Here is a 22,710-nt window from a genome sequence, read left to right as displayed (position 1 = left end):
CTTCTCCTTGTCCCGCGTGCCTTCACAGGACACGTACGGGGATGCAAATGCAATCTTGCGAAGTTGCATCTGTCGTATCTGCGGATATGGTCGCGGCCATGACTCAGCCCCGCCGTCGCCTCTTCGCCGGTGCGCGCGTGCGCGATCTGCGCGCGCGTCTCTCGCTCGCGCAGGCCGCGATGGCGCAACGGCTGGGCGTGTCGGTCAGCTATCTGTCGCAGATCGAAAATAACGAACGGCCGCTGACCCCGCCGGTCCTGATCGCCCTCGCCCGCGAATTCCCCCAGGAATGGGGCGATGTCGGGGAGGATCACAGCGTCGCCGATCTGGTCCGCGCGATCGAGGCGGGGACCGACAGCAGCATCGCCGGCGCGCGCGTGGATGAGGACGCGGTGCGCCGCGGCGTCGAAAAGCATCCCGCGCTCACCCGGCGGATGATCGCGATCCACGACGCGTGGCGGCGCAGCCAGGCCCAGTTGCGCGTGCTCGACGACAAGGTGGAAAGCGGCGCGGGCGGCGGCGGCGCACTGCCATGGGAAGAGGTGCGCGACTGGTATCAAGCGGAGGGGAATTACATCGATGCCATCGATCGCGCCGCCGAATCGCTGGCCGACGAATTTGACGGGCCGCATCCGATCGAGGACCGGCTGCGCGGCTGGCACGGCGTGCGGATCGCGGATGCCCGCGACGACGATCTGCGCCTCTCCCGCTATGACGCGGACAGCCGCCGGCTGATCGTCAGCGGCGTGCTCCCGCCCGAAAGCCGCGCGTTCCTGCTCGCCCACCGCCTCGCGGTGCTGGAGTTCGGCAACGAGATGCGCGCGGTGAGCGAGGCAAGCGGCCTCGCCTCCCCGGCGGCGCGCGAACTGTTGTCGCTGGGGCTGGCCAACTATGCCGCCGGCGCGCTGCTGATGCCCTACACCCGCTTTCGCGCCGCCGCGCTCGACGTGCGGCACGATATCGATCGCCTGCGTCAGCGGTTCGGCGCCAGTTTCGAACAGGCATGCCACCGCCTGTCGACGCTTCAGCGGCCCGGCGCGCAGGGGACCCCCTTTTTCTTTTGCCGTGTCGATATGGCGGGGAACATCACCAAACGCCATTCGGCCACGCGGCTTGAATTCGCGCGCTTTGGCGGCGCCTGTCCGCTCTGGGTGGTGCATGAGGCGGTCGCGATCCCCGACCGCATCCTGGTGCAGCTTGCCGAAATGCCCGACGATGTCCGCTATGTCGTGATGGCGAAGGGGCTGGTAAAGCCCTCCGCCAGCTATCAGCGCCCGCCACGCCGCTATGCCGTCGCGATCGGTTGCGAGGAGAGCCACGCGCCCGCCTTCGTCTATGCCGACGGGCTGCGCACCGGCGGCGTGGCGACCCCGATCGGGACGAGCTGCCGCATCTGCCCGCGCGCCGATTGCGACCAGCGGGCGTTTCCTCCCGCCGCCGGGGAAATCCGCATCGACCCCAATGTGCGTGCGCCTGTCCCCTATTCGATTTAGGTTCAGGTCGAGCGAGTGGGATCGGTCATCGGATCCGCCAGTTCGCGCGCACTGGGCAGGCGCAGGCCCGGCAGCGTGCCGGTCGAGCGTTCGACCATCCGGTGGACCTGCGGCGCGGCCGGGCCGCGATGCAGCTGTGCGATCGCATCGCTGTTGGCGGTATCGGCATGGGTGCGGCGCTGGTTATGGCGCACATAATCGAGCCAGGTCGGCACATGATACCGCTCGATCCACAGCATCTCGTCGGCAAGGTCGCGCAACAGGGACCATCCCCGCGCTCCGTCGCGCGCGCGAATCCGATGCCGTTCGGACATCACGTTCAGAAAGGCCGGGATGTCCGCCGCCGCGATCCGGTATTCGATGGTGATGACGACCGGGCCACTGCGCGCCTCGACCGGGACGGCGGTATCCGGTTCCTCCCAGGTGCCGCGCGGATCGAGATTGGCCTCCTCAAGCCGGGGAACCGGAAGGATGAGGCCGAGCAGCGCCACTCCGGCCTGAGCCGCGGCGGCGCACAGCAATCCCGTCGAAACGCCGTGATGCGTGGCGATCCAGCCGAATATCCAGCTGCCGATCGCCATCCCGCCAAAGGCCACCATCTGATACAGCGCGAGCGCCCGCGCGACGACCCAGCGCGGTGCGGAATATTGCACCGTCACGTTGAAACTCGACAGGGCGAGCACCCATCCCGCCCCCGCGCCGGCGAGCGCCAGCATGGTGAGCGGCAGCATGGTGCTCACCGCGGCCACGCCGGCCCCCACCGCCATCGCGAGCGCAGCGACACGGACCAGCCGCTCAGTCGACCAACGGGCGCGGATCGACCGGCTGACCAGCGCGCCGCCGACAGCGCCGACGCCGAATCCGCCCAGCAGCAGGCCATAGGTCAGCGGACCGCCGCCGATCACGTCCCGCGCCACCAGCGGCATCAGCGCGACGATCGCGCTGGCCGAAATCCCGAACGCCGCCGCGCGGAGCAACACCACCAGGATGTTCGGCGACATCGATACATAACGCACCCCCGCCACCATCGCGGTGAACAACCGCTCGCGGGGAAGGATACGGGCCGGCAGATCCGGTCGCCAGCGGGCCAGCACGACGATCAGCCCCAGATAGCTGACCGCATTGATCGCGAATGCCGCCGCCGCCCCCGCCGCCGCGACGATCGCGCCGCCGATCGCCGGGCCGACACTCCGCGCGATGTTGAAACCCATGCTGTTATAGGCGATCGCCTGGGGAAGCACCGCGCGCGGGACCATTTCGCCGACCGAAGCCTGCCAGGCCGGCCCGTTTACCGCCACGCCGCATCCGATCAGAAAGGTAAAGCCGAGCAGCAGCCACGGCGTGAGCAGCCCCGCCCAGGCGCAGATCGACAGCCCCAGCGACACCAGCAGCATGAACCCCTGAGCCGCCAGCATCACCTTACGCCGGTCGAGATTGTCGGCGACTGCCCCGGCCCATAGCGCCAGCAGCATGATCGGCAGCGTCACCGACGCGGAAACCAGCGCGATCAGCTGCGCGCTCGCTCCCAGCCGCACCATCATCCACGCCGCGCCGACCGACTGGATCAGTCCGCCGAAATTCGACGCCATGCTCGCCACCCAGACGCGACGAAAGACCGGAACCTGAAAGGGTGAGGTGATCGGCGACTCGGCTGGATCTGCTTCGGCCATGGTCGCTGTTTAGGCGCTGTCGACCGCTTGACCAGCCGTCGATACAACAAAGCCCCGCCGGCATGACCGGCGGGGCTTTGAATGGCGCGCCCGGAACGATTCGAACGTCCGACCCTCAGATTCGTAGTCTGATGCTCTATCCAGCTGAGCTACGGGCGCGCAGTGGAGGGGCGCAGATAGAAGCGCTTTTCCGGAAACGCAAGCCCGTTGCGAATGGTTTCTTGCCGGCATAGACCGGCGCGCGATGCGAATGCTTCCTCTTCTCGCGCTCGGCCCGGTGCTGGCGGGCTGCACGGTCACCGACGCGGCCTATCCCTCGCTGCTTCCGCGACCGATCGAAAGCGTCTCCGATGCCGAACCGGTTCGCCCCGATCCGGTCGTGGCGCCGGACGCCACGCTCGATTCCCGGATCGCGGCGCACCGTGCCGATGCCGACGCGGCGGCAGAGGCGTTTCGATCGCAGGCCATAACGGCGGAGGCGAAGGTCGCGGTCGCTCGCGGTGTGGCGGCCGGATCCGAGTCGTGGATCGCGGCGCAGTCCGCGCTGGCGGATCTGGGCGCGACGCGCGCGCGCACGGTCGAAATCGTCACCGCGCTGGAGGAGATTGCGATCGCGCGGGCGCAGGCGGGTGAGCCGTCCTATCCCGCGCTGGATGCCGCGATTGCCGAGATCGGCAAACGTGCGAGCGATCAGGCGGCCCGCGTGGCCGCGCTCGATACCGCCCTGGCCGGCTGACCCGCGCGCGCTACGGGACTCCGTCAAGCGGACGCAGAAGCGGCAGGATCGTCGCATAATCGTCGGTCCAGGGGGCAAAGCCCGCGCGTTCCGACAGCGGTCGCCATGGACCGCCCCGGGTGATCAGGGTGACCAGCGTCGCGCGTGACGGAGACAGGGCAATCCACTCCGAAGCCGTTGCTTCCTCCCGCTCCTCGCTCGGCGTGGGGGTGTAGTCGATGAGCGCCGCCTGCCACCCCTGCGCCCTCGCCGCCGCCGCGACGACGGGTTCGAGGTCGAGGAAACGGTTGGAGATATGGACCAGCAGCAATCCATCGTCCGCCAGCGTGCGGCGATAGGCCGCAAAGGCCTCGAGCGTCATCAGGTGCATCGGAACCGCGTCCGACGAAAAGGCATCGAGCACCAATAGGTCGAGGCTCTGTGCGGGAGCCTCGGCGATCCGCAGCCGCGCGTCGCCCAGTTCGATCCGGGCGTCAGGCAGGCATTGATCGAGAAAGCGGAACGCGCTGTGCGCCAGCTGCACGACCGCCGGGTCGATCTCGTAAAAGCGCCAGGCCTGACCGGGTCTGGCATAGCAGGCCAGCGTGCCGGTCCCCAGCCCGACCACGCCGACGCGCGCACCCGGCCCGTACAGCAGGTCGAGCGATCGCATCGCCAGGCCGACGCCCGAATTCGGCACGTAATAGGTTGTCGGACGGCGCAGGTCGTCCGCACTCCCGCGTAATTCGACGCCATGGAGCGTCGTGCCATGCGCCAGCCGCCGCTGACCCGCGCTGTCGCTGATCGTGTAGACGCCGAAATAGCTGCGGGTCCGCGCGTCCCCCGCCCAGCTGATCGCCAGCGACCGATAGCCCCCGAACAGGAACAGCGCGCCGACCAGCACGATCATGAACGCGGTCCGCTGCCCGATCACGATCAGGCCGATGGCGGCGATCGCGAGGTAGAGCGGCCCCAGCGGCGCCGCGCCCATCGCGCGTCCCGGCCCGAACAGGCCGAACCACGCCACCAGCCCGGTGCCGAGTGTGGCTGCACCGACGCGCAACCACCACCCGCGGCGCGAGGTCTGCCAGAGCCGCGCGACGGCGGGGAACAGCGGCCGCTGCGGCACCAACAGGCCGGCGGCGAGGATCAGGATCGGATATTCCCATGTCCAGTCGAACAGGATCGGCGCGATCAGCCCGGCAAACACCCCGCCCAGCGCGCCCCCGACCGCCATGGCGAGGTAAAAGCCGGTCAACCGGTCCGGTGCCGGCCGCAGATCGTACATCCGCGTGTGCAGCGCGACCGCGACCATGAACAACAGCATGAGCGCCATGATCGCGTTGAGGGCGGGATTCTGGTGATCGTTGGTGATCATCAACCCGCCGAACATCAGGATCGTGAGCGCCGCGAACCGCGCGAGAAAGGCCGCCGGCCCGCGGCGTACCGCGAATGCGAGCGTGAAGCTGAGCAGGTAGAGGCCGAGCGGCACCACCCATAGCAGCGGCACGGCGACGATATCGGTCGTGAGAAAACTCGACGTCGCGAGCATCAGGCCCGACGGAATTGCGGCAAGCGCGATCCATTGCGTCACCCGGCCGGGCGACGAGCGCGGACTTGCCGGCTGATCCCGCGTCCCCTGCGCCGTCGGCGGGACGCCGCGCGGCAGCAACAGCGCGCACGCCGCGACCGCCACCGCCAGCAGGACATATCCCGCGCTCCACAGCCAGCTTTGCCCGCGCAGCGCCAGACCCGGCTCGACGACCAACGGATAGGCGATCAGCCCGGTGAAACTCCCCACATTCGACGCGGCGTAGAGCGCATAGGGATCGCGCCCGCCCGATGCGGCGGCAAACCAGCGCTGGAGCAGCGGCGCCTGCGCCGACACCGCGAAAAACAGCGGGCCGATCGATGCCGACAACAGCCACGGCACCCATAATGCCGGCTCCGCGCGGGCCGGCAACTGCATCTTCATCAGCCCGATCGGCAACCACAGGGCCGCCACCGCAAGGATGACGAGATGGAGCATCGCCTGGCGCCGGACGGTCAGCCGGCCGATCGCGTGCGCATAGGCATAGCCGCCCAGCAACAGCGCCTGATAGACCAGCATCGCGCTGTTCCAGACCGCCGGCGCGCCGCCCAGCCGTGGCAGCGCCATCCGCGCGATCATCGGCTGGACCAGAAACAGCAGGAAACTGCCGAGCAGGATCGTCGCGACGAACAGGGGGCCGGCCCCGGCGCGCAGCCATGCCGGCGCCGGGATCGACGAGCCGGGCGCGGCGCCGGCGCTCATCGCGTCTCGCTCATGCACCGGGTCAGGACGCGGCGGGCCGGTCGATCGCGTAGACGATCATCGCGCCGAGCGGATCGGCCGGATCGATATCCGGATGCCGAAAATCCAGATCGGACCGCCGTCGCATGCCCAGTCGCTCCATCAACCCCCAGGAGCGTATATTGCCGATCACCGTCCATGCCGCGATGCGGGGACGCGCGCTGTGCGCCCATCCCCAGGCGATGCTCGCCTCGGCCGCCTCACGCGCGATCCCCTGGCCCCAGAATTTCTCCCCGATCCGCCACCCGATTTCCAGTTCCTCAGGCACCGGTGTACCCGGATGGCCCCCGATCCGAAGCCCGCAGACTCCGGCGAGCTCCCCGGTCTCGCGCAGATCGACCGCCCACATGCAATGGCCGTGACGCGCCTGTTGCTCCATCTGCCGGTCGAGGATGGCGTCGTGCTTTGCCTGTGGCACGGGTCCGCCGAAATGCGCCATCATCGCCGGGGTATTCACCAGCGCGTGAAACACCGGCTTGTCAGCCTCCCGCCAGGGCCGAAGATGCAGGCGCGGGGTCGTAATCATGCGGCGAGCAGCCGGGCCGCGTGCAGCGCATGATAGGTCAGGACGCCGCTGCACCCCGCCCGCTTGAACGCCATCAGCGTTTCCAGAACCAGCCCGTCCCGCTCGCCGGCGCCGGCGGCCGCCGCCGCCTCGATCATCGCATATTCGCCGGACACCTGATAGGCGAAGACGGGAACCTCGAACCGTTCCTTCACCCGCCGGACGATGTCGAGATAGGGCAATCCGGGCTTCACCATCACGCTGTCCGCCCCCTCGTCCAGGTCGAGCGCGACTTCGCGCAGCGCCTCTTCGGCATTTGCAGGGTCCATCTGGTAGGTCTTCTTGTCGCCCTTCAACAGGCCACGCGAGCCCACCGCGTCGCGAAACGGGCCATAAAAGGCCGAGGCATATTTGGCGGCATAGGCCATGATCTGGACGTTCACATGCCCCTCGTCCTCCAGCGCGGCGCGGATCAGGCCGACGCGGCCGTCCATCATGTCGCTCGGCGCGATCACGTCGGCGCCCGCTCGCGCCTGGTTGAGCGCCTGTTCGACCAGCACCTCGGCCGTCACGTCGTTGAGGACATAGCCGGTCCCGTCCACCAGCCCGTCATGGCCATGGGCGGTGTACGGATCGAGCGCAACGTCGGTCAGCACGCCGATATCCGGCACCGCGTCCTTGATCGCGCGGATCGCCCGGCACATCAGGTTGTCCGGATTGGTCGCCTCACGCCCGTCATCGGTGCGGCGATCGTGCGGGGTGTTGGGGAACAGCGCCAGGCACGGGATTCCCGCCGCCGCCGCCTCACGCGCGCGATCGGCGATCCGGTCGACCGACCAGCGCGACACGCCGGGCAGCGCATCGATCGGCTCCTCCATCCCGTCGCCGCCGGTGACGAACAGGGGCCAGATCAGGTCGGCGGGTGTCAGCACGGTTTCGGCGTGCAGGCGCCGGCTCCAGGCGGTCGAGCGGGTGCGGCGAAGGCGAAGCGCGGGATAGCTGCTCATGATCCGCCGCTTCTGGCGCGCCCGCGCCGGCAGGGCAAGCGTCACCCGGTCGGCTGGGGCCGCCCCGCCGGTTCCGCCTCGGCAAAGGTCTGTTCGCGCAACGCTTCGGATGCCGGCGGCACGGCCAGCCGTGCCGCCCGCCAGCCGCCCCAGCGATAATAGCCGATCGCGATTCCCATCGCGGTCAGCGATCCCACGGGAAAGCTCCACCAGATCGAATCGGCACCCAGCCACGGCGCGGCCAGCAGCGCGACCCCGATCCGCACCGGAAACATCGCCACCGCCAGCGCGATCAGCGGCGCCCACACCGCCCCATTCGCGCGGACGGTGGAAAACAGGACCATCGTCACCCCGAACAGCACGAAGCTCCAGCTGGCGATCAGCTGAATATGGCGACCGATCGGGATGGCCGGGCTGTCGCCGCCCAGGAACAGCGCCATGGCCGGGCGGTCAAAGACGATCACCGCGGCGATCATCACCCCGGTCAGCAGGCAGTTATACAGGATGCCGGACCGTGTGATCGTCGCGATACGGTCCCACCGCCCCGCCCCGATATTCTGCGCCGCCATCGCGCTCACCGCCGCGCCGATCGCCATCGCCGGCATCTGGATATAGGTCCATAATTGCTGCGACACGCCATAGGCGGCGGCGGTGTCGATACCGTGCCGGTTCACCAGCTTGATCATCGCGAGACCGGCCAGCGTCATCACCAGCATCTGCGCGCCCATCGGCAAGCCCTTGCTCAGGATCAGCCGCATCAGCTGCGGGTCGGGAATCAGCCATTTCAGCTCCTCGCCCCGCAGCCGGATCGCCAGATCGCGGCGATAGATGGTGACGAGCAACGCGATCACGCTGACATGCGTAGCGATCAACGACGCGGTCGCCGACCCGGCGATCCCCATGCGCGGAAACGGCCCAATGCCGCCGATCAACAGCGGATTGAGCGCCACGTCGATCACCGCGCTGGCCCCCATGAACCATAGCGGCGTCATCGCGTCTCCCATCCCCCGCAACGCCATCATCAACAGCACGAACAACATCGAGGCCGGGAGCGCGAGAAAGATGACGCGCAGATAGGCGAGCGCGAGCGCAAAGGCATCCGCGGGAGTGGAGAGCAGGGTCAGGATCGCGGGTGAGAAGATCCACCCCGCCGCCGCCACCGCAAAGGCGCCACCCATGACCAGGCCGACCGCGGACCCGAATGCGCGCCGCGCGCCGGTGACGTCGCGCCGCCCCATCGCCTGCCCGATCAGGATCGTCGCCGCCATGCCGAAACCGAATACGGCGGAGAACATCAGGAACATGATGATGTTCGCGTTACTGGTGGCGGCAATGGCGCCCTCACCCAGGAAACGCCCGACCCAGATCGCGTTGATCGATCCGTTGAGCGACTGGAGAATATTCGATCCCAGCGTCGGCAGCGCGAACAGCAACAGCGTCCGGCCGACCGGTCCCGCCGTCAGATCGCGGCTGCGTGCGCCCGCCGGACCGGCCATGGTCAGCCGAGCCGCCCCAGCGCCGCCTGCAACCGCGCCGCCTCCGCCGCCTTTTCGGCATGATCGGCCTTCGCCTTTTCCACCGCTTCCGGCTTCGCGCGCTCGACGAAGCTGGGATTGGAGAGGCGGGTGTTCAGGCTGTCGCGCTCTTTTTCCGCCGCCGCGATCGCCTTGGTCAGGCGGGCGCGTTCGGCGTCGAGGTCGATCACCCCCTCAAGCGGGAGGACGAAGGTCGCTTCATCGACAACGATCTGAAGCGCGCCGCCCGCCGGCGCCTCCCCCACCGCCCGATCGACCCGGGCGAGGCGTCCAAGCGCCCCCTCCTGCCGGTTCAGCCGCGCCAGCGTTTCGTCCTGCGCGTCGCGAACATGGATCGGTAGCCGTGCGCCCGGCGGCACGTTCAGTTCGGTTCGCGCCGCGCGCAATTCGGTGACCAGACGGATCAGCCAGTCGATCTCCCGCACCGCCTCCGGATCGAGCGCGCGGGCGTCGGCCATCGGCCATTTGGCGGTGATGAGCGGAGTGTCGGGACGCTCGCCCATCTTCGACCACAGCTCTTCGGTGATGAACGGCATGAACGGGTGGAGCAGGACCAGGATCTGGTCGAGCACCCAGCCGGCGACGCGCCGCGTCTCCTCGGCCCCGTCCGCCCCCTCGGTCTGGAGCACCGGCTTGATGAGTTCGAGATACCAGTCGCAGAAGCGGCTCCACACGAACTGATAGATGGTGTTCGCCGCCCCGTCGAAGCGCAGGTCGGCAAAGGCGAGGTCCATCGCCTGCACGCACGCCACCGTTTCGGCGATGATCCATTTGTTGACCGCGAGCATCGCGGCGGGCGGTTCGATCTGCTCGCTCGCGCGGATGCCGTTCGACTGGGCGAAGCGCGCCGCGTTCCACAGCTTGGTGGCAAAGTTGCGATACCCCTCGACCCGCTTCTCATCCATCTTCACGTCGCGGCCCTGGCTCTCCATCGCCGCCATGAAGAAGCGGAGCGCGTCGGCGCCGTATTTGTCGATCAGCCCCAGCGGATCGACGACATTGCCCTTTGACTTGGACATTTTCGCCCCGTCCGCCGCGCGGACAAGGCCGTGGAGGTACAGCGTCCGGAACGGCACCTGCTTCATGAAGTGCAGCCCCTGCATCATCATCCGCGCATCCCAGAAGAACAGGATGTCGAAGCCGGAGATGAGCACATCATTGGGATAACGCCCGCCCAGAGTCGGATCGCCGTCCTCGGGCCAGCCGAGCGTCGCAAAGGGCCACAGCGCGGAGGAGAACCAGGTATCGAGGACATCCTCGTCACGCTTGAGCGCTACGCCCTGCCCCGCTTGTGCCTGCGCCTCTTCCTGCGTCTCAGCGACGAAGACGCTGCCATCCTCGGCAAACCAAGCCGGAATGCGATGCCCCCACCAAAGCTGGCGGCTGACGCACCAGGGCTGGATGTTCTCCATCCAGTTGAAATAGGTCTTTTCCCAGCTTTTCGGCACGACCTTGGTCGCGCCCGACCGCACCGCCTCGATCGCAGGCTTTGCCAGCGTCGCGGCATCGACATACCATTGATCGGTCAGCCACGGTTCGATCACCACGCCCGAACGGTCGCCGAACGGCGTCTGGATCTTGCGCGGTTCGGCGTCATGCTCGGCGCCGTCCTTATCGACATGCGCGATCAGGAACCCTTCGTCCTTCAGCCGCGCCACCACCTTCTCGCGCGCGTCGAACCGGTCGAGGCCGATCAGTTCGGCCGGGATCAGCCCGTCCGACGTCTGGCAGATCGCGGCCCTGGCATCGAGCATGTTGAGCATGTCGCGCGCCTCGATCCCCGCGCGGCGACCGACCTCGAAATCGTTGAAGTCATGCCCCGGGGTGATCTTGACCGCGCCCGATCCCAGTTCCGGATCGGCATGTTCGTCGGCGATGATCGGGATCAGGCGGCCGGTGATCGGCAGCTTCACCTGCTTGCCGACCAGCGCCGCATAGCGCGCATCCTGCGGATGCACCGCGACCGCCATGTCGGCGAGCATCGTTTCGGGACGCGTCGTCGCGACCTGGATGAAGCCGCTGCCATCGGCGAGCGGGTAGCGCAGGTGCCAGAACTTGCCCGCCACCTCACGCGTCTCGACCTCAAGATCGCTGATCGCCGTGCCAAGGCCCGGGTCCCAGTTCACCAGCCGCTTGTCGCGATAGATCAGCTTTTGATTGTACAGATCGACGAACACCTTCAGCACGGCCTTTGAAAAGCCCGCGTCCATCGTGAACCGTTCGTCGGACCAGTCCATCGAACAGCCCAGGCGCCGGAGCTGGCCGGTGATCGCACCGCCGCTCTCCGCCTTCCACTCCCACACCTTCGCCACGAATTCGTCGCGGGTGAAGTCGGTGCGCTTCTGCTGACGTTCGTTGAGCTGGCGCTCGACCACCATCTGGGTCGCGATGCCGGCATGGTCCATGCCCACCACCCAGCGCGCGTCCATCCCCTTCAACCGCGCGTGGCGGACGAGGATGTCCTGCAACGTGTTGTCGAGCGCATGGCCGATATGCAGCGAGCCGGTGACGTTGGGCGGCGGGTTGACGATCGTCCAGGGCTGGGCGCCCGGCCGGTCGGGGCGGAACAGCCCGTTGCGTTCCCAATGCGCGTACCAGCGCCGCTCGATCTCGGCAGGGTCGAAAGTCTTTGGAAGTTCGCTCATGCCCCGCCCTCTAACGGGCGGGCCAGCTTAGGCAAGGTCAGTCGCGCCCCGCCGTGATTCGCGCGATCTCGCGCTGCACCATATCCTCGACCATGCGCGGCAGGTTCGCGTCCAGCCAGTCGCGGAGCATCGGGCGGAGCATTTCGCGCACCATCCCCTCCAGCGTGTCGCTGCCCGCGACCTCCGGCTTCACGACCATGCGCGAGAGCGCTTCGAGCGGACCCCGCGTCGCCTCCGCGGCGGTGCGCGACAGGATCGATTCGGACGGTGCCGGTTCGGCGGTGGCGGCCGGTGCCGCCTCCGGCTCGGCGCGACGGGTGGCAGGCCGTGCAGGCTCCGCCGGTGCCGGCTCGCTCAGCTCCAGCACCTCGTCCTCGGACGGCGCGGAGGGCGCCGCACGGGCGGGGCGCCGCGAACGTGCGGACGCCGCGCTGTCGCCTTCCTCGGCGATGATCCGTTTGATCGAGGACAGGATGTCCTCCATCGACGGCTCGTTGCTGACGTCCCCCATTCGAAAACCCCTGATTAGGGTTAAGACCGAGCCGCCACCTGTCGGATCGGCAGGGGGTCTGTCAACCGTCTAGCGTGGATTTTGGGGATCGAGCGGCCCCGAAACGATCGGCGTCTGTGCCGGCGTGTCGGTTGTGCGCGTCGCCTCCGGCTTGGGCGCGGGGTTGTCCCGCCAGTCGGACAGGCTGCGCTTCACCCGATCGTAATTGGCGACCGGATCGTAGAGCGGCCCGCCATCCAGCCCCAGGTCGGCGGCTTCCGCCCGGCCCATCGCCGCCAGCACCGCAAAGCCCGCGACATAGGCATCGCGCTCCGCCGTCACCAGCTGGACCTGGCTGTTCAGCAATTCCTGTTCGGCGTTGAGGATGTCGAGGATCGTCCGCGTGCCGACGCTGTTTTCCGCACGCACCCCTTCCAGGCTCAATTGGTTGGCCTGCACCGCCAGGCGGCTGCTCTCGATCACCCGCTGCGCCGACTGCCACACCGCATAGGCCGAGCGGGTCTGCGCGATCACGCTACGCTCGGTCGCGGTCACCTGCTCGATCGCGACCGACTGGCGCGCTTGTGCCTGGCGCACCTGTGCCGCCGGGCGTCCGCCCTGGAACAGCGGCATGCGCAAGGTTACCCCGGCGGAGGTCGCGAAGCCGTCATTGGCGATGCCGGCGGTCCGACCGAAGCCGCTCACCGATCCGAAACGGTTGTAATAATCGCCGCCGACGCCGACGCTGACCTGTGGCAACCGCCCGGCGCGGGCGACATTGACATCATACCCCGCCGCGTCGCGCGACTTCTTCGCCCCGGCGAGCGCCGGATTCTCCTCCAGCGCGACGCTCACCGCCTGATCGACGCCGGCGGGCATGTTCGGCAGCGACGGCGGTGCGGCCAGCGTTCCGGGAACCGATCCGACGATCCGGATGTAATTTTCGCGGCTGGAAATGAGGCGCGATTCGGCGCTGCGCAGCTGGCTCTCCGCCAGCGCCTGGCGCGCTTCGGACTGGGCGACGTCGGTGCGGGTCAGGTCGCCCACCTCGAACCGATCGCGCGTCGCCTGGCTGTTCACGCCCAGCACGCGGGCATTCTGCTGGTTCAGGCGCACGATCGCCTCGTCACGGATCACATCCATATAGGCGGCGACCACGTTGCTGAAGAGCTGCGATTCGGCGCTGCGCAGGCCGTCGCGTCCTGCCTCGACCCGGGTTTCGGCGGCGCGCACCGAATTGCGCACCGATCCGCCGGTAAACACCGGCACGCTCAGATCGACGCCCAGCGACCCCTGACGCGTCGGCCCGAGGCCGCTCGAATCGGTGTCATAGAGATTTTCGTTGTAGCTGCCGCTCGACGACACGCTCGGCAGGCCGGCGGCGCGCGCGATCGGCACCGATTCGTCGGTGGCGCGCAGGCTGGCGCGCTGGCCCGTGATGTCCGGATTGGTGCGATACGCCTCGACCATCGCCTCGCGCAGCGTTGTCGTCGGCGTGGCGGCGGGCGCCTGGCCGGCGGGGGGCGGAGCGCCCGTCTGCGCTGCGGCGGGCAGTGCGAGGCCCAGCAGGCTCACCCCGGCAAGAATGTCGCTCAATCGCATCTTTGCTTCTTTCATCAGAATCTGAACCCTTGCGGAGCCTCGAACCCGGGGAGCACCGCGCATTCGCTGTCGGCAAAGGCGGTGAGGCCGAAACCCCCTTCCGTGCGCACCCCGGCGGCAAGCCGCGTGACACCGCGTTCGAGCAGGCCGGCGACGATCCGCCCGCCCACGCGCACCTGCGCGACCAGCGCGTCCGGAAGCACCTCCACCGCGCCATCGACGATCAGTACGTCATAGGGCGCACCGGCCGGCCACCCCGCCATCAGCGGACCCTCCGCGACATCGGCAACGCCGCCGAGCGCGGCTCGCGCACGTGCCGCCAGCTCTCCGTCGCTCTCCAGCGCGATGACCTTCGCTCCCAGTTTCGCCGCGATCGCGGCCGCATAGCCGCCCGCCGCGCCGACGATCAGCACCCGGTCGCCCGCCGCGATCCCCGCCTGGGTCAGCAACAGTCCGGTGGCGAGCGGCGGGTTCTGCATCCGTCCCCCGCCCAGTGGCAGCGGCCGATCGCGATAGGCCAGGCCGCGATGCCGTTCCGGCACATAATCCTCGCGCGCCACTTCGTTCATCGCGGCGACGACGCGCGCGTCGCTGACGCCGCTGGTGCGCAGCTGGCTCGCCACCATCGCCTCGCGGGCGGGGTTCGGAATGAAGGAATTGGCGGTTGCGGTCATCATCTAACCCCTGTTCGCACAACTGTTATAGTCATGCAATACACTGTGTTACTCGGCGCGCTTGTAACTTGTGCGGTGCGCCACGCCAAGCAAGACCGCGCGTGAAATTCTCAACCGGGCAGTTGACATGGCGCACGCCCCCGCGCATTTCCGCCGCTCTTTCGCCGAGGCCCGATGGCGGAGTGGTTACGCAGAGGACTGCAAATCCTTGCACGCCGGTTCGATTCCGGCTCGGGCCTCCAGAAACGCGCGCACCCGCACCGATTGTCGGGGCGGCATTTTGTCGGGGTGGCATCGCCCCGGACAGCGGCCCTGCCCTTCCGCTCCGCGCAAATCCGACCATTTGTGGACCTCTCGACGCCGCGCCGGCGATATGCTCCGAATCCGGACCGATGAGCCATGGGGATGGCGGGTGATTCGCGGGCTTTCCTGCGTGGTCGCCACCACGATTGCGTGCATCGGGACCGTGTCGCGCAGACGCCGCTGCCAGACTCTGCCGCGCTGAAACGCGCGCCCGAGGCCCAGCGGGTTGGGCAGGGCGAAAATCTGTGGGAGGAGGCCTCAGGCGGCTACACCCCGGCCAACATGGCCCGGGACTGGGGCGATGAGCGCGCCAATTTCGTCCCGGCATCTTTCCCGGCGTCGATCCGTCCGGCGCGGTGGTCGGTCACTACACGCAGATCATCTGGCGACAGACCCCACGAGTCGAATGCGGCGTGCATCGCGCCGGAGACCTGGATTATCTGGTCTGCCGGTACAGCCCGGCGGGCAATGTCGAAGGTGTCGCCATACCCTGGATCGACAGATCGACAGGTCGACAGGTCGATACCGATCTCCTGGTCCGGGCGGTCGCGCGGGTTGATCGGAGCAGCCGACCGCTGCGCATGCTTCACGGCAAGCCGGCGTTCATCCGCGCTGCGGCACCCATGCCGGCAAGGAGAATGAACATGCGTCCCGGAACCCTGATCCTCGCCGCCGCACTGCCGCTTGCGCTTGCCGGGCCTGCGCTCGCCCGGCCCGACGCCCCTTATCGCGCGGTCGGCACGGAGCCGTTCTGGAGCCTTACCATCGACGATCGCGCGATCATCTTCGAGCCGATGGAGGGCCGCGCGCTCCGCGTTGCGAGGCCGCGCCCGATCGTCGGCTTCAACGGCGAAATCTACCGCACACCGCGGCTCAGCGTGGATGTCACGCATGTCCGCTGCAACGACGGGATGAGCGATCGCACCTATCGTGACACGGTCAAGGTGACGCTGGGCCGTCGCGTGCTGAGCGGTTGCGGCGGCCCGGCCATCGCCGGCGCGGCGCGCGCGGCGGTCGATGGCGACTGGCACATTCAGCGGATCGCCAACGCGCCGGTCGCCAATCGCGACCGCGTCACCATTCGCTTTGCCGAGGGTCGGGTGAGCGGCGACGCGGGCTGCAACCGGTTCAGCGGCAGCTTCCGTCTCGATCGCGGTATCGTCAGCATCGGGCCGCTGGCGACCACGCGGCGGGCCTGCACCAATCGCTATGTCCAGCAACAGGAGAACGACCTGCTTCGCCTGCTACAGGAGAAATTGAGCGCGTCCACCAACCGCGCGGGCAAGCTGATCCTGACCGCGCGGAACGGCCGGTCGCTGGTGCTCGCGCCCGCGCGCTGAACGGTCATTCGGCCAGCATATCGTCCACCATGCCGTGCGGATCGAGCGCGAACTGGCGATAGATACGGAAATGCGCCGTATCCTCCAACTCGATCGGCTCGATCGCGTATTTTCCCATGCCCAGCAACCGCGCGTCGGGGCATGCCATCAGGATCGGCGAGTGGGTAACGACGATCGCCTGCGACTGGCCGCCATCCTGCATCCGCCTCAACAGCTTCAGGAACTCGAACTGCCGGACCGGAGACAGTGCCGATTCGGGCTCGTCGAAAAAGAAGATGCCGGGGCGCGAACAGCGCTCCTCGAAAAAGCGGATGAAGCCCTCGCCATGCGAGTGGGAGAGAAAATCAGCATAGGGCGAACGCGCCTCGTCCAGGTAGCGCGCGACGGAGAAAAAGCTCTCTGCCCGAAAGAACCAGCCCTGCCCCATTTTGGGCAGCCAACTCGCCTTCAGCCCCGCCGCCAGTAAGCTTCCGCCACGTTCGATCGCCTGCGAATGATCGACAGCGCGATAGCCGGGTCCGCCGCCCGCTTCATCGAAGCCGGCCAGCGCCGCGATCCCCTCCACCAGCGTCGATTTGCCGACGCCGTTTTCGCCCGCGATGATCGTGATCGGCCGGTCAAAGGCGAGTTCGAATTCACCGGACCGGAACAGCGGAAGGCACCAGGGATAGGCGGCCGCATCGACATCCGCCGGCCGATCGAGCCAGATGCGCTTCAGATAGGGCGGCGGCAGGCGGGTGTGACGGTATTTCGGCATCGCTCCCGCACTCCACATCCCGATCGGCTATTCCGCCGCTTCCGCATCTCGCCCCGCTTCATCGGAATCGGCGTGGCTGGCCAGGAACTCGACCGGCGCCACCGTCTCGATCTCCCGCGCGCCGGTTTCGATATTCAGATCCTTAAGCTTGCGCGCCGATACCAGCGCGCGACTTTCAAGGCTGCTGGCGAAGGCATTGAAATTCTTGACCGCCGTGTTGAGGCCGCTGCCGACGGTGCGCAGATCGCCCATCGCCTTGGCCAGCCGGTCATATAGTTCCTTGCCCAGTTCGCCGATCTGTCGTGCCTCTTTTGCCAGCTTCTCCTGCCGCCACACCGCCGCGACCGTGCGCGCGATCGCGATCAGGTTCGTCGGCGTCGCCAGCAGCACGCGCTTTTCGAACGCGAAGTCCCACAGGGCGGGATCATGTTCCAGCGCCGCCGACAGGAAATGTTCGCCCGGCACGAACATGATGACATAATCCGGGGCGTCGTCGAATTGCGCCCAATAGGCCTTGTTTCCCAGCGCGTTGACATGCGCCCGCATCGACGCGGCATGCGCATCCAGGCCCTGGCGTCGCTCGCCCTCGTCCACCGCGCCGAACGCGTCCTGATAGGCGTTGAGCGACACCTTGGCGTCGATCACCAGCGCCTTGCCGCCCGGCACGCGCACGATCGCGTCGGGGCGCAGGCGCGCGCCGTCCTCCCCCGCGACGCTCACCTCGGTCCGGAAATCGGTATGTTCGGAAAGGCCACAGGTCTCCAGCACGTTGCGAAGCTGTTGTTCGCCCCAGCGTCCGCGCGATTTCGGCGCGTTACGCAGCGAATTGACCAGCTTGGCGGCTTCGGAGCTCACCTTTTCCTGGCCGATCCGCATCTGCTCGATCTGCCCCTTCAGTTCGCCAAAGGCGTCGCGGCGCTCCGCCTCGACCTTCGCGACCCCCTCTTCATAGCGTTGCAGACGTTCGTTGACCGGCTGGAGCAACGCTTTGAGGTTGTGGCCAGCATGCGTCTCGGCCTCCTTGAACCGGTCCTCCGCGCGCTTGAGGAACGCCTCCTGCGTTTCGCTCAGCATCGCCCCGGCCACTTCCCGAAACTGCCCCGCCATCGCTTCACGTGCGGTGCGCAGTTCCGCGATCCGCGCCTCGGCGGCGTCGCGCTCGGCCTGCAACCGCTGCCCGAAGCCCTCGGCCTCTGCGGTCAGCCGTGCGACCTCGATCTGCGCGCGGCCCAGTTCGGCGGCGGCGGTTCTGAACTCGGCCTCGCGCTGGTCGCGCTGCGCCCGCATCTCGCGCACGCCCCGACCGGCAGCGAGCCAGCCAAGCACAGCGCCCATCACCAGCGCCAGCACCGCGATCAGCACCAGATTCAGTTCCACGACAACACCCCTATCCACGCCCCAGCATGTGATCGACAAAGCCGCCCAGATTGCGAAAGCCGGTCAGCGCCACCGCCCCTTCCTTCGCCTGCGCGGCCGGCACGAGCGCCCGACCGAAACCCAGCTTGCCCGCCTCCTTCAGCCGAAGCGCACCGTGCGCCACCGGGCGCACCTCCCCCGACAGCGCGATCTCGCCGAACGTCACCGCGTCGGCCGGCACCGGCCGTTCGGCCAGCGCCGACACCAGCGCGGCCGCCACCGCAAGGTCGGCCGCCGGATCCTGCACGCGATAGCCGCCGGCGATGTTCAGATACACCTCGCTGGTCGAAAAGCTGAGACCGCATCGCGCCTCCAGCACCGCCAGGATCATCGCCAGGCGCCCGCTGTCCCACCCGACCACCGCGCGGCGCGGCGTCGCTCCGCTGGCGAGCCGCACCACCAGCGCCTGAATCTCGACCAGTACGGGCCGCGTCCCCTCCAGCGCCGGGAAGACGACAGTCCCGGTCACGCTCTCATCCCGATTGGTAAGGAACAGCGAGGATGGATTGCCCACCTCGCTCAACCCTTCCGCCTCCATCGCGAACACGCCGATCTCGTCCGTGCCGCCAAAGCGGTTCTTTACCGCGCGCAGGATGCGATACTGGTGGCTGCGCTCCCCCTCGAACGCCAGCACGGTATCGACCATATGTTCGAGCACGCGCGGCCCGGCGAGCGCGCCATCCTTGGTCACATGGCCAACCAGCACCAGCGCGGTGCCGCGCTCCTTGGCAAAGCGGATCAGTTCCTGTGCCGATGCGCGCACCTGGCTTACCGTGCCGGGCGCGCCCTCGATCAGGTCGCTGTGCATCGTCTGAATCGAATCGATGATGAGCAGCGCCGGCGGCGATCCCGCGCTGATCGTCGTCAGGATGTCGCGCACGGACGTCGCGGCGGCAAGCTGTACCGGCGCGCCGCCCAGACCCAGCCGCCGCGCCCGCAGCCGCACCTGATCCGCCGCCTCCTCCCCCGATACATAGGCGACGCGCAGGCCGCGCAACGCCATCTTCGCCGCCGCCTGTAGCAGCAGCGTCGACTTGCCGATCCCCGGGTCGCCGCCGATCAGCGTCGCGCTCGCCTCGACAAAGCCGCCGCCAAGCGCGCGGTCGAGTTCGGCGATGCCGGTCGCCATACGCGCCGGCAGCGGCACATCGGCGTCAAGGCCGGACAGGGCGATCATCCGCCCCCCGCCTTGCAGGTTATGCTTCGCCTGAAACGGCGTCACGACCGCGCCGGCATCCTCGACCAGCGTGTTCCATTCTCCGCAATCGCCGCATTGCCCCGCCCATCGGTGCGCGACCGATCCGCATTGCTGACACACATAGCGCTTCTGGGGCTTGGCCATCTCCCGCGCTTAGCAGCAACGGAACGATTGGGGAACATCTTAATCCTTCGACGTGACTTTCAGCCCCCGTTCCACCCCCGGCCGCGCCAGCCCGCGCTCAAGCCAGCGCGCGACATTCGCAAACTCCGTGAACGCGACAAGGTTGCCCGCGCCATAAAAACCGATCAGATTCCTGACCCAGCCCAATGTGGCGATGTCGGCGATCGAATAATCGCCCATGATCCAGTCGCGATCCGCCAGCCGCGCATCGAGCACGCCGAGCAGGCGCCGGGATTCATCGACATAGCGTTGCAGCGGACGCTTGTCGGCGATCTCACGTCCGGCGAATTTGTGGAAATAGCCGATCTGGCCGAACATCGGCCCGATCCCGCCCATCTGCCACATCACCCATGACAATGTCTCGTAACGCTGCGCGGGGTCGAGAAACGCCCCCGTCTTGTCGGCGAGGTAGATCAGGATCGCACCGCTTTCGAACAGGGCATGCGGGCGACCGTCGGGTCCGGCGGGATCGATGATCGCCGGAATCTTTCCGTTCGGGTTCAGGCTCAGGAATTCGCGGGTCTTCTGATCGTCGGTCGCAAAATCGATCAGATGCGCCTCATAGGGCAATCCCGTTTCCTCGAGCATGATGCCGACCTTCACGCCATTGGGCGTGTTGAGCGAATAAAGCTGGATGCGGTCGGGATGGGTAGCGGGCCAGCGGGTGGTGATCGGATAGGCGGACAGGTCGGTCATGCGCGGCCTCCTTTGGCTGCGGCAGACATAGTCACGCCGCATTCGCATCGCTATGGCCCGCGCCATGGAACCGACCGACCTTCGCGTCGCGCTGTTCAGCGGGAATTACAATTACGTTCGCGACGGCGCGAACCAGGCGCTGAACAAGCTCGTCCGCCACCTGCTCGATGCGGGCGTGCAGGTGCGCGTCTATTCGCCCACCACCGACACCCCGGCGTTCGAGCCCCAGGGCGATCTGGTCAGCGTGCCGGCGCTGCGCGTCCCGGGCGGACGCGGCGAGTATAAGTTCGCGCTTGGCATGGCGAAATCGGTCCGCGACGATCTGACGCGCTTCGCGCCCAACCTCGTCCATGTGTCCGCGCCGGAATTTCTGGGCCACGCTGCCGTCGCCTGGGCGCGGGAACGCGGATTGCCCAGCGTCGCATCGTTCCACACCCGGTTCGAAACCTATCCCCGCTATTACCGCCTGGGGTTCGTCGAGCCGTGGCTGATCCGCCGCCTCACCCGCTTCTACAACAGCGTCGATCGCATCCTGGTGCCGGGTCAGTCGATCACCGACCTCATCCGCTCCTGGGGCGTCGATACCCCGGTTCGCACCTGGACGCGCGGGGTGGACCACGCCCGGTTCAATCCGCAACGTCGCGACGCCGAATGGCGGCGGTCCCTTGGCATTGCCGAAGATGTCGCCGCGATCGGGTTTCTTGGCCGGCTCGTGCTGGAAAAGGGGCTCGACATCTTTGCCGATGTGGTGCGCGAACTCGCGCGGCGCGGGGTTCCGCACAAGGTGCTGGTGATCGGCGAGGGGCCGGCGCGCCAATGGTTCGCCGATCGCGTCCCGGACGCCATCTTCACCGGGTTTCAGTCGGGCGATTCGCTGGGCCGCGCGGTCGCGTCGATGGACGTGTTCTTCAATCCATCCGTGACGGAGGCGTTCGGCAACGTCACCTCCGAAGCGATGGCCTGCGGGGTTCCCGTCGTGGCCGCCCGCGCGACCGGCGCGACCGATCTGGTCGAGGAGGGCGTGACGGGCTTCCTGGTGCCGCCGCGCGACGTGACCGCCTATGCCGACGCGATCGAGCGTTTCGCCCGCGACCCGGCGCTACGCCGCGCGGCGGGCGAGGCCGGACACCTGAAGATGCGCGACCATGTCTGGCCGCGCATCAATCAGGCCGCGCTCGACGCCTATCTTGAGGTGATGGACGCGCGCGATCCTCAGGTCGCCTCCCACCGATAGGCCAGCGGCGCCTCGCGAAACGCGAAGCGATCGACATGACGTTCGACCGCGCCTTTCAGCCCCTCGACCTGTCCCGGCGCGGAGGCGTCGATCCGGATCGCCAGCCCGTCCGCCCTTGCGTCGAGCGTGACCAGCCCGTCCGCGGGCCAGTCCGCCCCGCGCGCGTCGCGCGGGAAGGTGATCGTGCCATGGCCGGCATCGAAGGTGACCTTCAGATTGTGCTCCCAGTGCTTGCACAGCTGTTGCAGGTAACGGCTGGCGTGCGCCGTCGGTGCGAAGCCGGTTGCGACGACCGCGCTCACAACCGTTCGATCCGGCGTGCGGCGTCGTCGATGATCTCGGCGACCGCGTGGAGCGTTTCCTGCGACACCTCGCCCTCGCCCAGCCTGTGCTGGAGCACGGTGCGAAGATTGCCCATCGCCCGCCGGACGGGGCTGCCCTGGCTGCGCGAGCGCATCCTGCCGATTGCCTCGAGCCGCTCCATCAGCGCCTCGACCTCTTCCTCGCGCTCGGTCAGGTGCGACTGGCCGGCGGTGGTGGCGGCGAACACCTTCTTGGTATCCTCGCTCGCCTGCTCGGCGATCAGGTCCATATCGGCCAGCATGGTCAGCGTGGGATAGACGACGCCCGGGCTGGGCGCATAGGCGCCCCCGGTCCGCGTTTCGATTTCGCGGATCAGGTCATAGCCGTGGCGCGGCGCCTCCTCGATCAGCTTGAGCAGAACCAGCCGCAATTCGTCGCCGGCGAACATGCGCCGTCGACCCCGCCCGCCACCGCCGACATCGCCGCGTACGTCCCATTCGACGGTGAAGGGTCCCCATTGGCGGCGCCCATGGCCGCCAGCGAAATGCGGACCGTGTCCGCGATGATGTCCTCGAAACATATATACCTTTCGTGATCGAGTTACGATTGCAC

At 67.8% G+C, this 22,710-nt stretch carries 20 protein-coding genes and 2 tRNA genes; 5 read left to right on the top strand and 17 right to left on the bottom strand.

What is annotated here, in order from left to right; genetic code table 11:
* Positions 1-98 precede the first annotated feature (98 nt).
* Positions 99-1,493, top strand: coding sequence for a short-chain fatty acyl-CoA regulator family protein (locus tag KF783_RS05205; RefSeq protein ID WP_294077117.1), 1,395 nt, complete (start codon positions 99-101; stop codon positions 1,491-1,493).
* Positions 1,494-1,495: 2 nt separating this feature from the next.
* Here KF783_RS05205 and KF783_RS05200 read toward each other — a convergent pair whose 3' ends face one another.
* Complete coding sequence (locus tag KF783_RS05200) at positions 1,496-3,163, bottom strand: MFS transporter (protein WP_294077116.1); 1,668 nt, start codon at positions 3,161-3,163, stop codon at positions 1,496-1,498.
* A gap of 82 nt (positions 3,164-3,245) precedes the next feature.
* Positions 3,246-3,322: transfer RNA gene (locus tag KF783_RS05195), tRNA-Arg, on the bottom strand.
* Between the two features lie 85 nt (positions 3,323-3,407).
* On the opposite strand from KF783_RS05195, the gene KF783_RS05190 reads away from it, so the two are divergent.
* Positions 3,408-3,899 carry a hypothetical protein gene (locus KF783_RS05190; protein WP_294077115.1) on the top strand — a complete coding sequence of 164 codons (492 nt, stop codon included), beginning with the start codon at positions 3,408-3,410 and terminating at the stop codon, positions 3,897-3,899.
* Positions 3,900-3,909: 10 nt separating this feature from the next.
* Here the strand turns inward: KF783_RS05190 and KF783_RS05185 are convergent, their stop codons facing one another.
* The 8 genes from KF783_RS05185 to KF783_RS05150 all read right to left on the bottom strand — a co-directional run bounded on the left by KF783_RS05185 (position 3,910) and on the right by KF783_RS05150 (position 14,671).
* Complete coding sequence (locus KF783_RS05185; protein WP_294077113.1) at positions 3,910-6,171, bottom strand: fused MFS/spermidine synthase; 2,262 nt, start codon at positions 6,169-6,171, stop codon at positions 3,910-3,912.
* 22 nt (positions 6,172-6,193) lie between these two features.
* A complete protein-coding gene (locus KF783_RS05180) occupies positions 6,194-6,736 on the bottom strand; it encodes a GNAT family N-acetyltransferase (RefSeq protein WP_294077112.1) in 543 nt (180 codons plus the stop codon).
* The gene (gene hemB / locus KF783_RS05175; RefSeq protein WP_294077111.1) at positions 6,733-7,722 is read right to left on the bottom strand and encodes a porphobilinogen synthase; all 990 of its coding nucleotides are present in this window, start codon (positions 7,720-7,722) and stop codon (positions 6,733-6,735) included. The genes KF783_RS05180 and hemB overlap by 4 nt, the downstream gene beginning before the upstream one ends.
* Before the next feature lie 41 nt (positions 7,723-7,763).
* Positions 7,764-9,218, bottom strand: coding sequence for an MATE family efflux transporter (locus tag KF783_RS05170; RefSeq protein ID WP_294077109.1), 1,455 nt, complete (start codon positions 9,216-9,218; stop codon positions 7,764-7,766).
* Between the two features lie 2 nt (positions 9,219-9,220).
* Entirely contained in the window at positions 9,221-11,902 is a 2,682-nt protein-coding gene (locus tag KF783_RS05165) for a valine--tRNA ligase (RefSeq protein WP_294077108.1), read from the bottom strand.
* A gap of 37 nt (positions 11,903-11,939) precedes the next feature.
* Positions 11,940-12,413 carry a DUF2497 domain-containing protein gene (locus KF783_RS05160; RefSeq protein ID WP_294077107.1) on the bottom strand — a complete coding sequence of 158 codons (474 nt, stop codon included), beginning with the start codon at positions 12,411-12,413 and terminating at the stop codon, positions 11,940-11,942.
* Positions 12,414-12,482: 69 nt separating this feature from the next.
* Positions 12,483-14,009 carry a TolC family outer membrane protein gene (locus KF783_RS05155; protein ID WP_294077106.1) on the bottom strand — a complete coding sequence of 509 codons (1,527 nt, stop codon included), beginning with the start codon at positions 14,007-14,009 and terminating at the stop codon, positions 12,483-12,485.
* Positions 14,009-14,671, bottom strand: a complete 663-nt coding sequence (locus KF783_RS05150; RefSeq protein ID WP_294077104.1) for a protein-L-isoaspartate O-methyltransferase — start codon at positions 14,669-14,671, stop codon at positions 14,009-14,011. The genes KF783_RS05155 and KF783_RS05150 overlap by 1 nt, the downstream gene beginning before the upstream one ends.
* Before the next feature lie 165 nt (positions 14,672-14,836).
* Here KF783_RS05150 and KF783_RS05145 point away from each other — a divergent pair.
* Positions 14,837-14,910, top strand: a tRNA-Cys gene (locus KF783_RS05145).
* A gap of 327 nt (positions 14,911-15,237) precedes the next feature.
* Here the strand turns inward: KF783_RS05145 and KF783_RS05140 are convergent.
* Complete coding sequence (locus KF783_RS05140) at positions 15,238-15,561, bottom strand: hypothetical protein (protein ID WP_294077103.1); 324 nt, start codon at positions 15,559-15,561, stop codon at positions 15,238-15,240.
* Between the two features lie 54 nt (positions 15,562-15,615).
* Here KF783_RS05140 and KF783_RS05135 point away from each other — a divergent pair, with 54 nt between their 5' ends.
* The gene (locus KF783_RS05135; protein WP_294077101.1) at positions 15,616-16,311 is read left to right on the top strand and encodes an META domain-containing protein; all 696 of its coding nucleotides are present in this window, start codon (positions 15,616-15,618) and stop codon (positions 16,309-16,311) included.
* Positions 16,312-16,315: 4 nt separating this feature from the next.
* On the opposite strand, the gene KF783_RS05130 is transcribed toward KF783_RS05135, so the two are convergent.
* The 4 genes from KF783_RS05130 to KF783_RS05115 are packed head-to-tail and all read right to left on the bottom strand — an operon-like array spanning position 16,316 to position 20,561.
* The gene (locus KF783_RS05130) at positions 16,316-17,068 is read right to left on the bottom strand and encodes an AAA family ATPase (RefSeq protein WP_294077099.1); all 753 of its coding nucleotides are present in this window, start codon (positions 17,066-17,068) and stop codon (positions 16,316-16,318) included.
* Positions 17,069-17,095: 27 nt separating this feature from the next.
* Positions 17,096-18,403 (bottom strand): DNA recombination protein RmuC, encoded by a 1,308-nt coding sequence (rmuC, locus tag KF783_RS05125; protein WP_294077542.1) that lies wholly within the window; start codon positions 18,401-18,403, stop codon positions 17,096-17,098.
* Positions 18,404-18,455: 52 nt separating this feature from the next.
* Positions 18,456-19,826, bottom strand: coding sequence for a DNA repair protein RadA (gene radA, locus KF783_RS05120; protein WP_294077098.1), 1,371 nt, complete (start codon positions 19,824-19,826; stop codon positions 18,456-18,458).
* 39 nt (positions 19,827-19,865) lie between these two features.
* On the bottom strand, positions 19,866-20,561 hold the full coding sequence (locus tag KF783_RS05115) for a glutathione S-transferase N-terminal domain-containing protein (RefSeq protein WP_294077096.1): 696 nt from the start codon (positions 20,559-20,561) through the stop codon (positions 19,866-19,868).
* Between the two features lie 64 nt (positions 20,562-20,625).
* Here KF783_RS05115 and KF783_RS05110 point away from each other — a divergent pair, with 64 nt between their 5' ends.
* On the top strand, positions 20,626-21,795 hold the full coding sequence (locus tag KF783_RS05110; protein WP_294077095.1) for a glycosyltransferase family 1 protein: 1,170 nt from the start codon (positions 20,626-20,628) through the stop codon (positions 21,793-21,795).
* On the opposite strand, the gene KF783_RS05105 is transcribed toward KF783_RS05110, so the two are convergent.
* Positions 21,774-22,097 (bottom strand): DUF2218 domain-containing protein, encoded by a 324-nt coding sequence (locus KF783_RS05105; RefSeq protein WP_294077093.1) that lies wholly within the window; start codon positions 22,095-22,097, stop codon positions 21,774-21,776. The two genes, KF783_RS05110 and KF783_RS05105, sit on opposite strands and share 22 nt — an antisense overlap.
* A complete protein-coding gene (locus KF783_RS05100; protein ID WP_294077091.1) occupies positions 22,094-22,546 on the bottom strand; it encodes a PadR family transcriptional regulator in 453 nt (150 codons plus the stop codon). The genes KF783_RS05105 and KF783_RS05100 overlap by 4 nt, the downstream gene beginning before the upstream one ends.
* Positions 22,547-22,710 lie beyond the last annotated feature (164 nt).

Origin of the sequence: Sphingomonas sp., from assembly GCF_019635455.1 — a bacterium.
Lineage (GTDB): Bacteria > Pseudomonadota > Alphaproteobacteria > Sphingomonadales > Sphingomonadaceae > Sphingomonas.
This window is presented reverse-complemented; position numbering and strand designations above follow the sequence as displayed.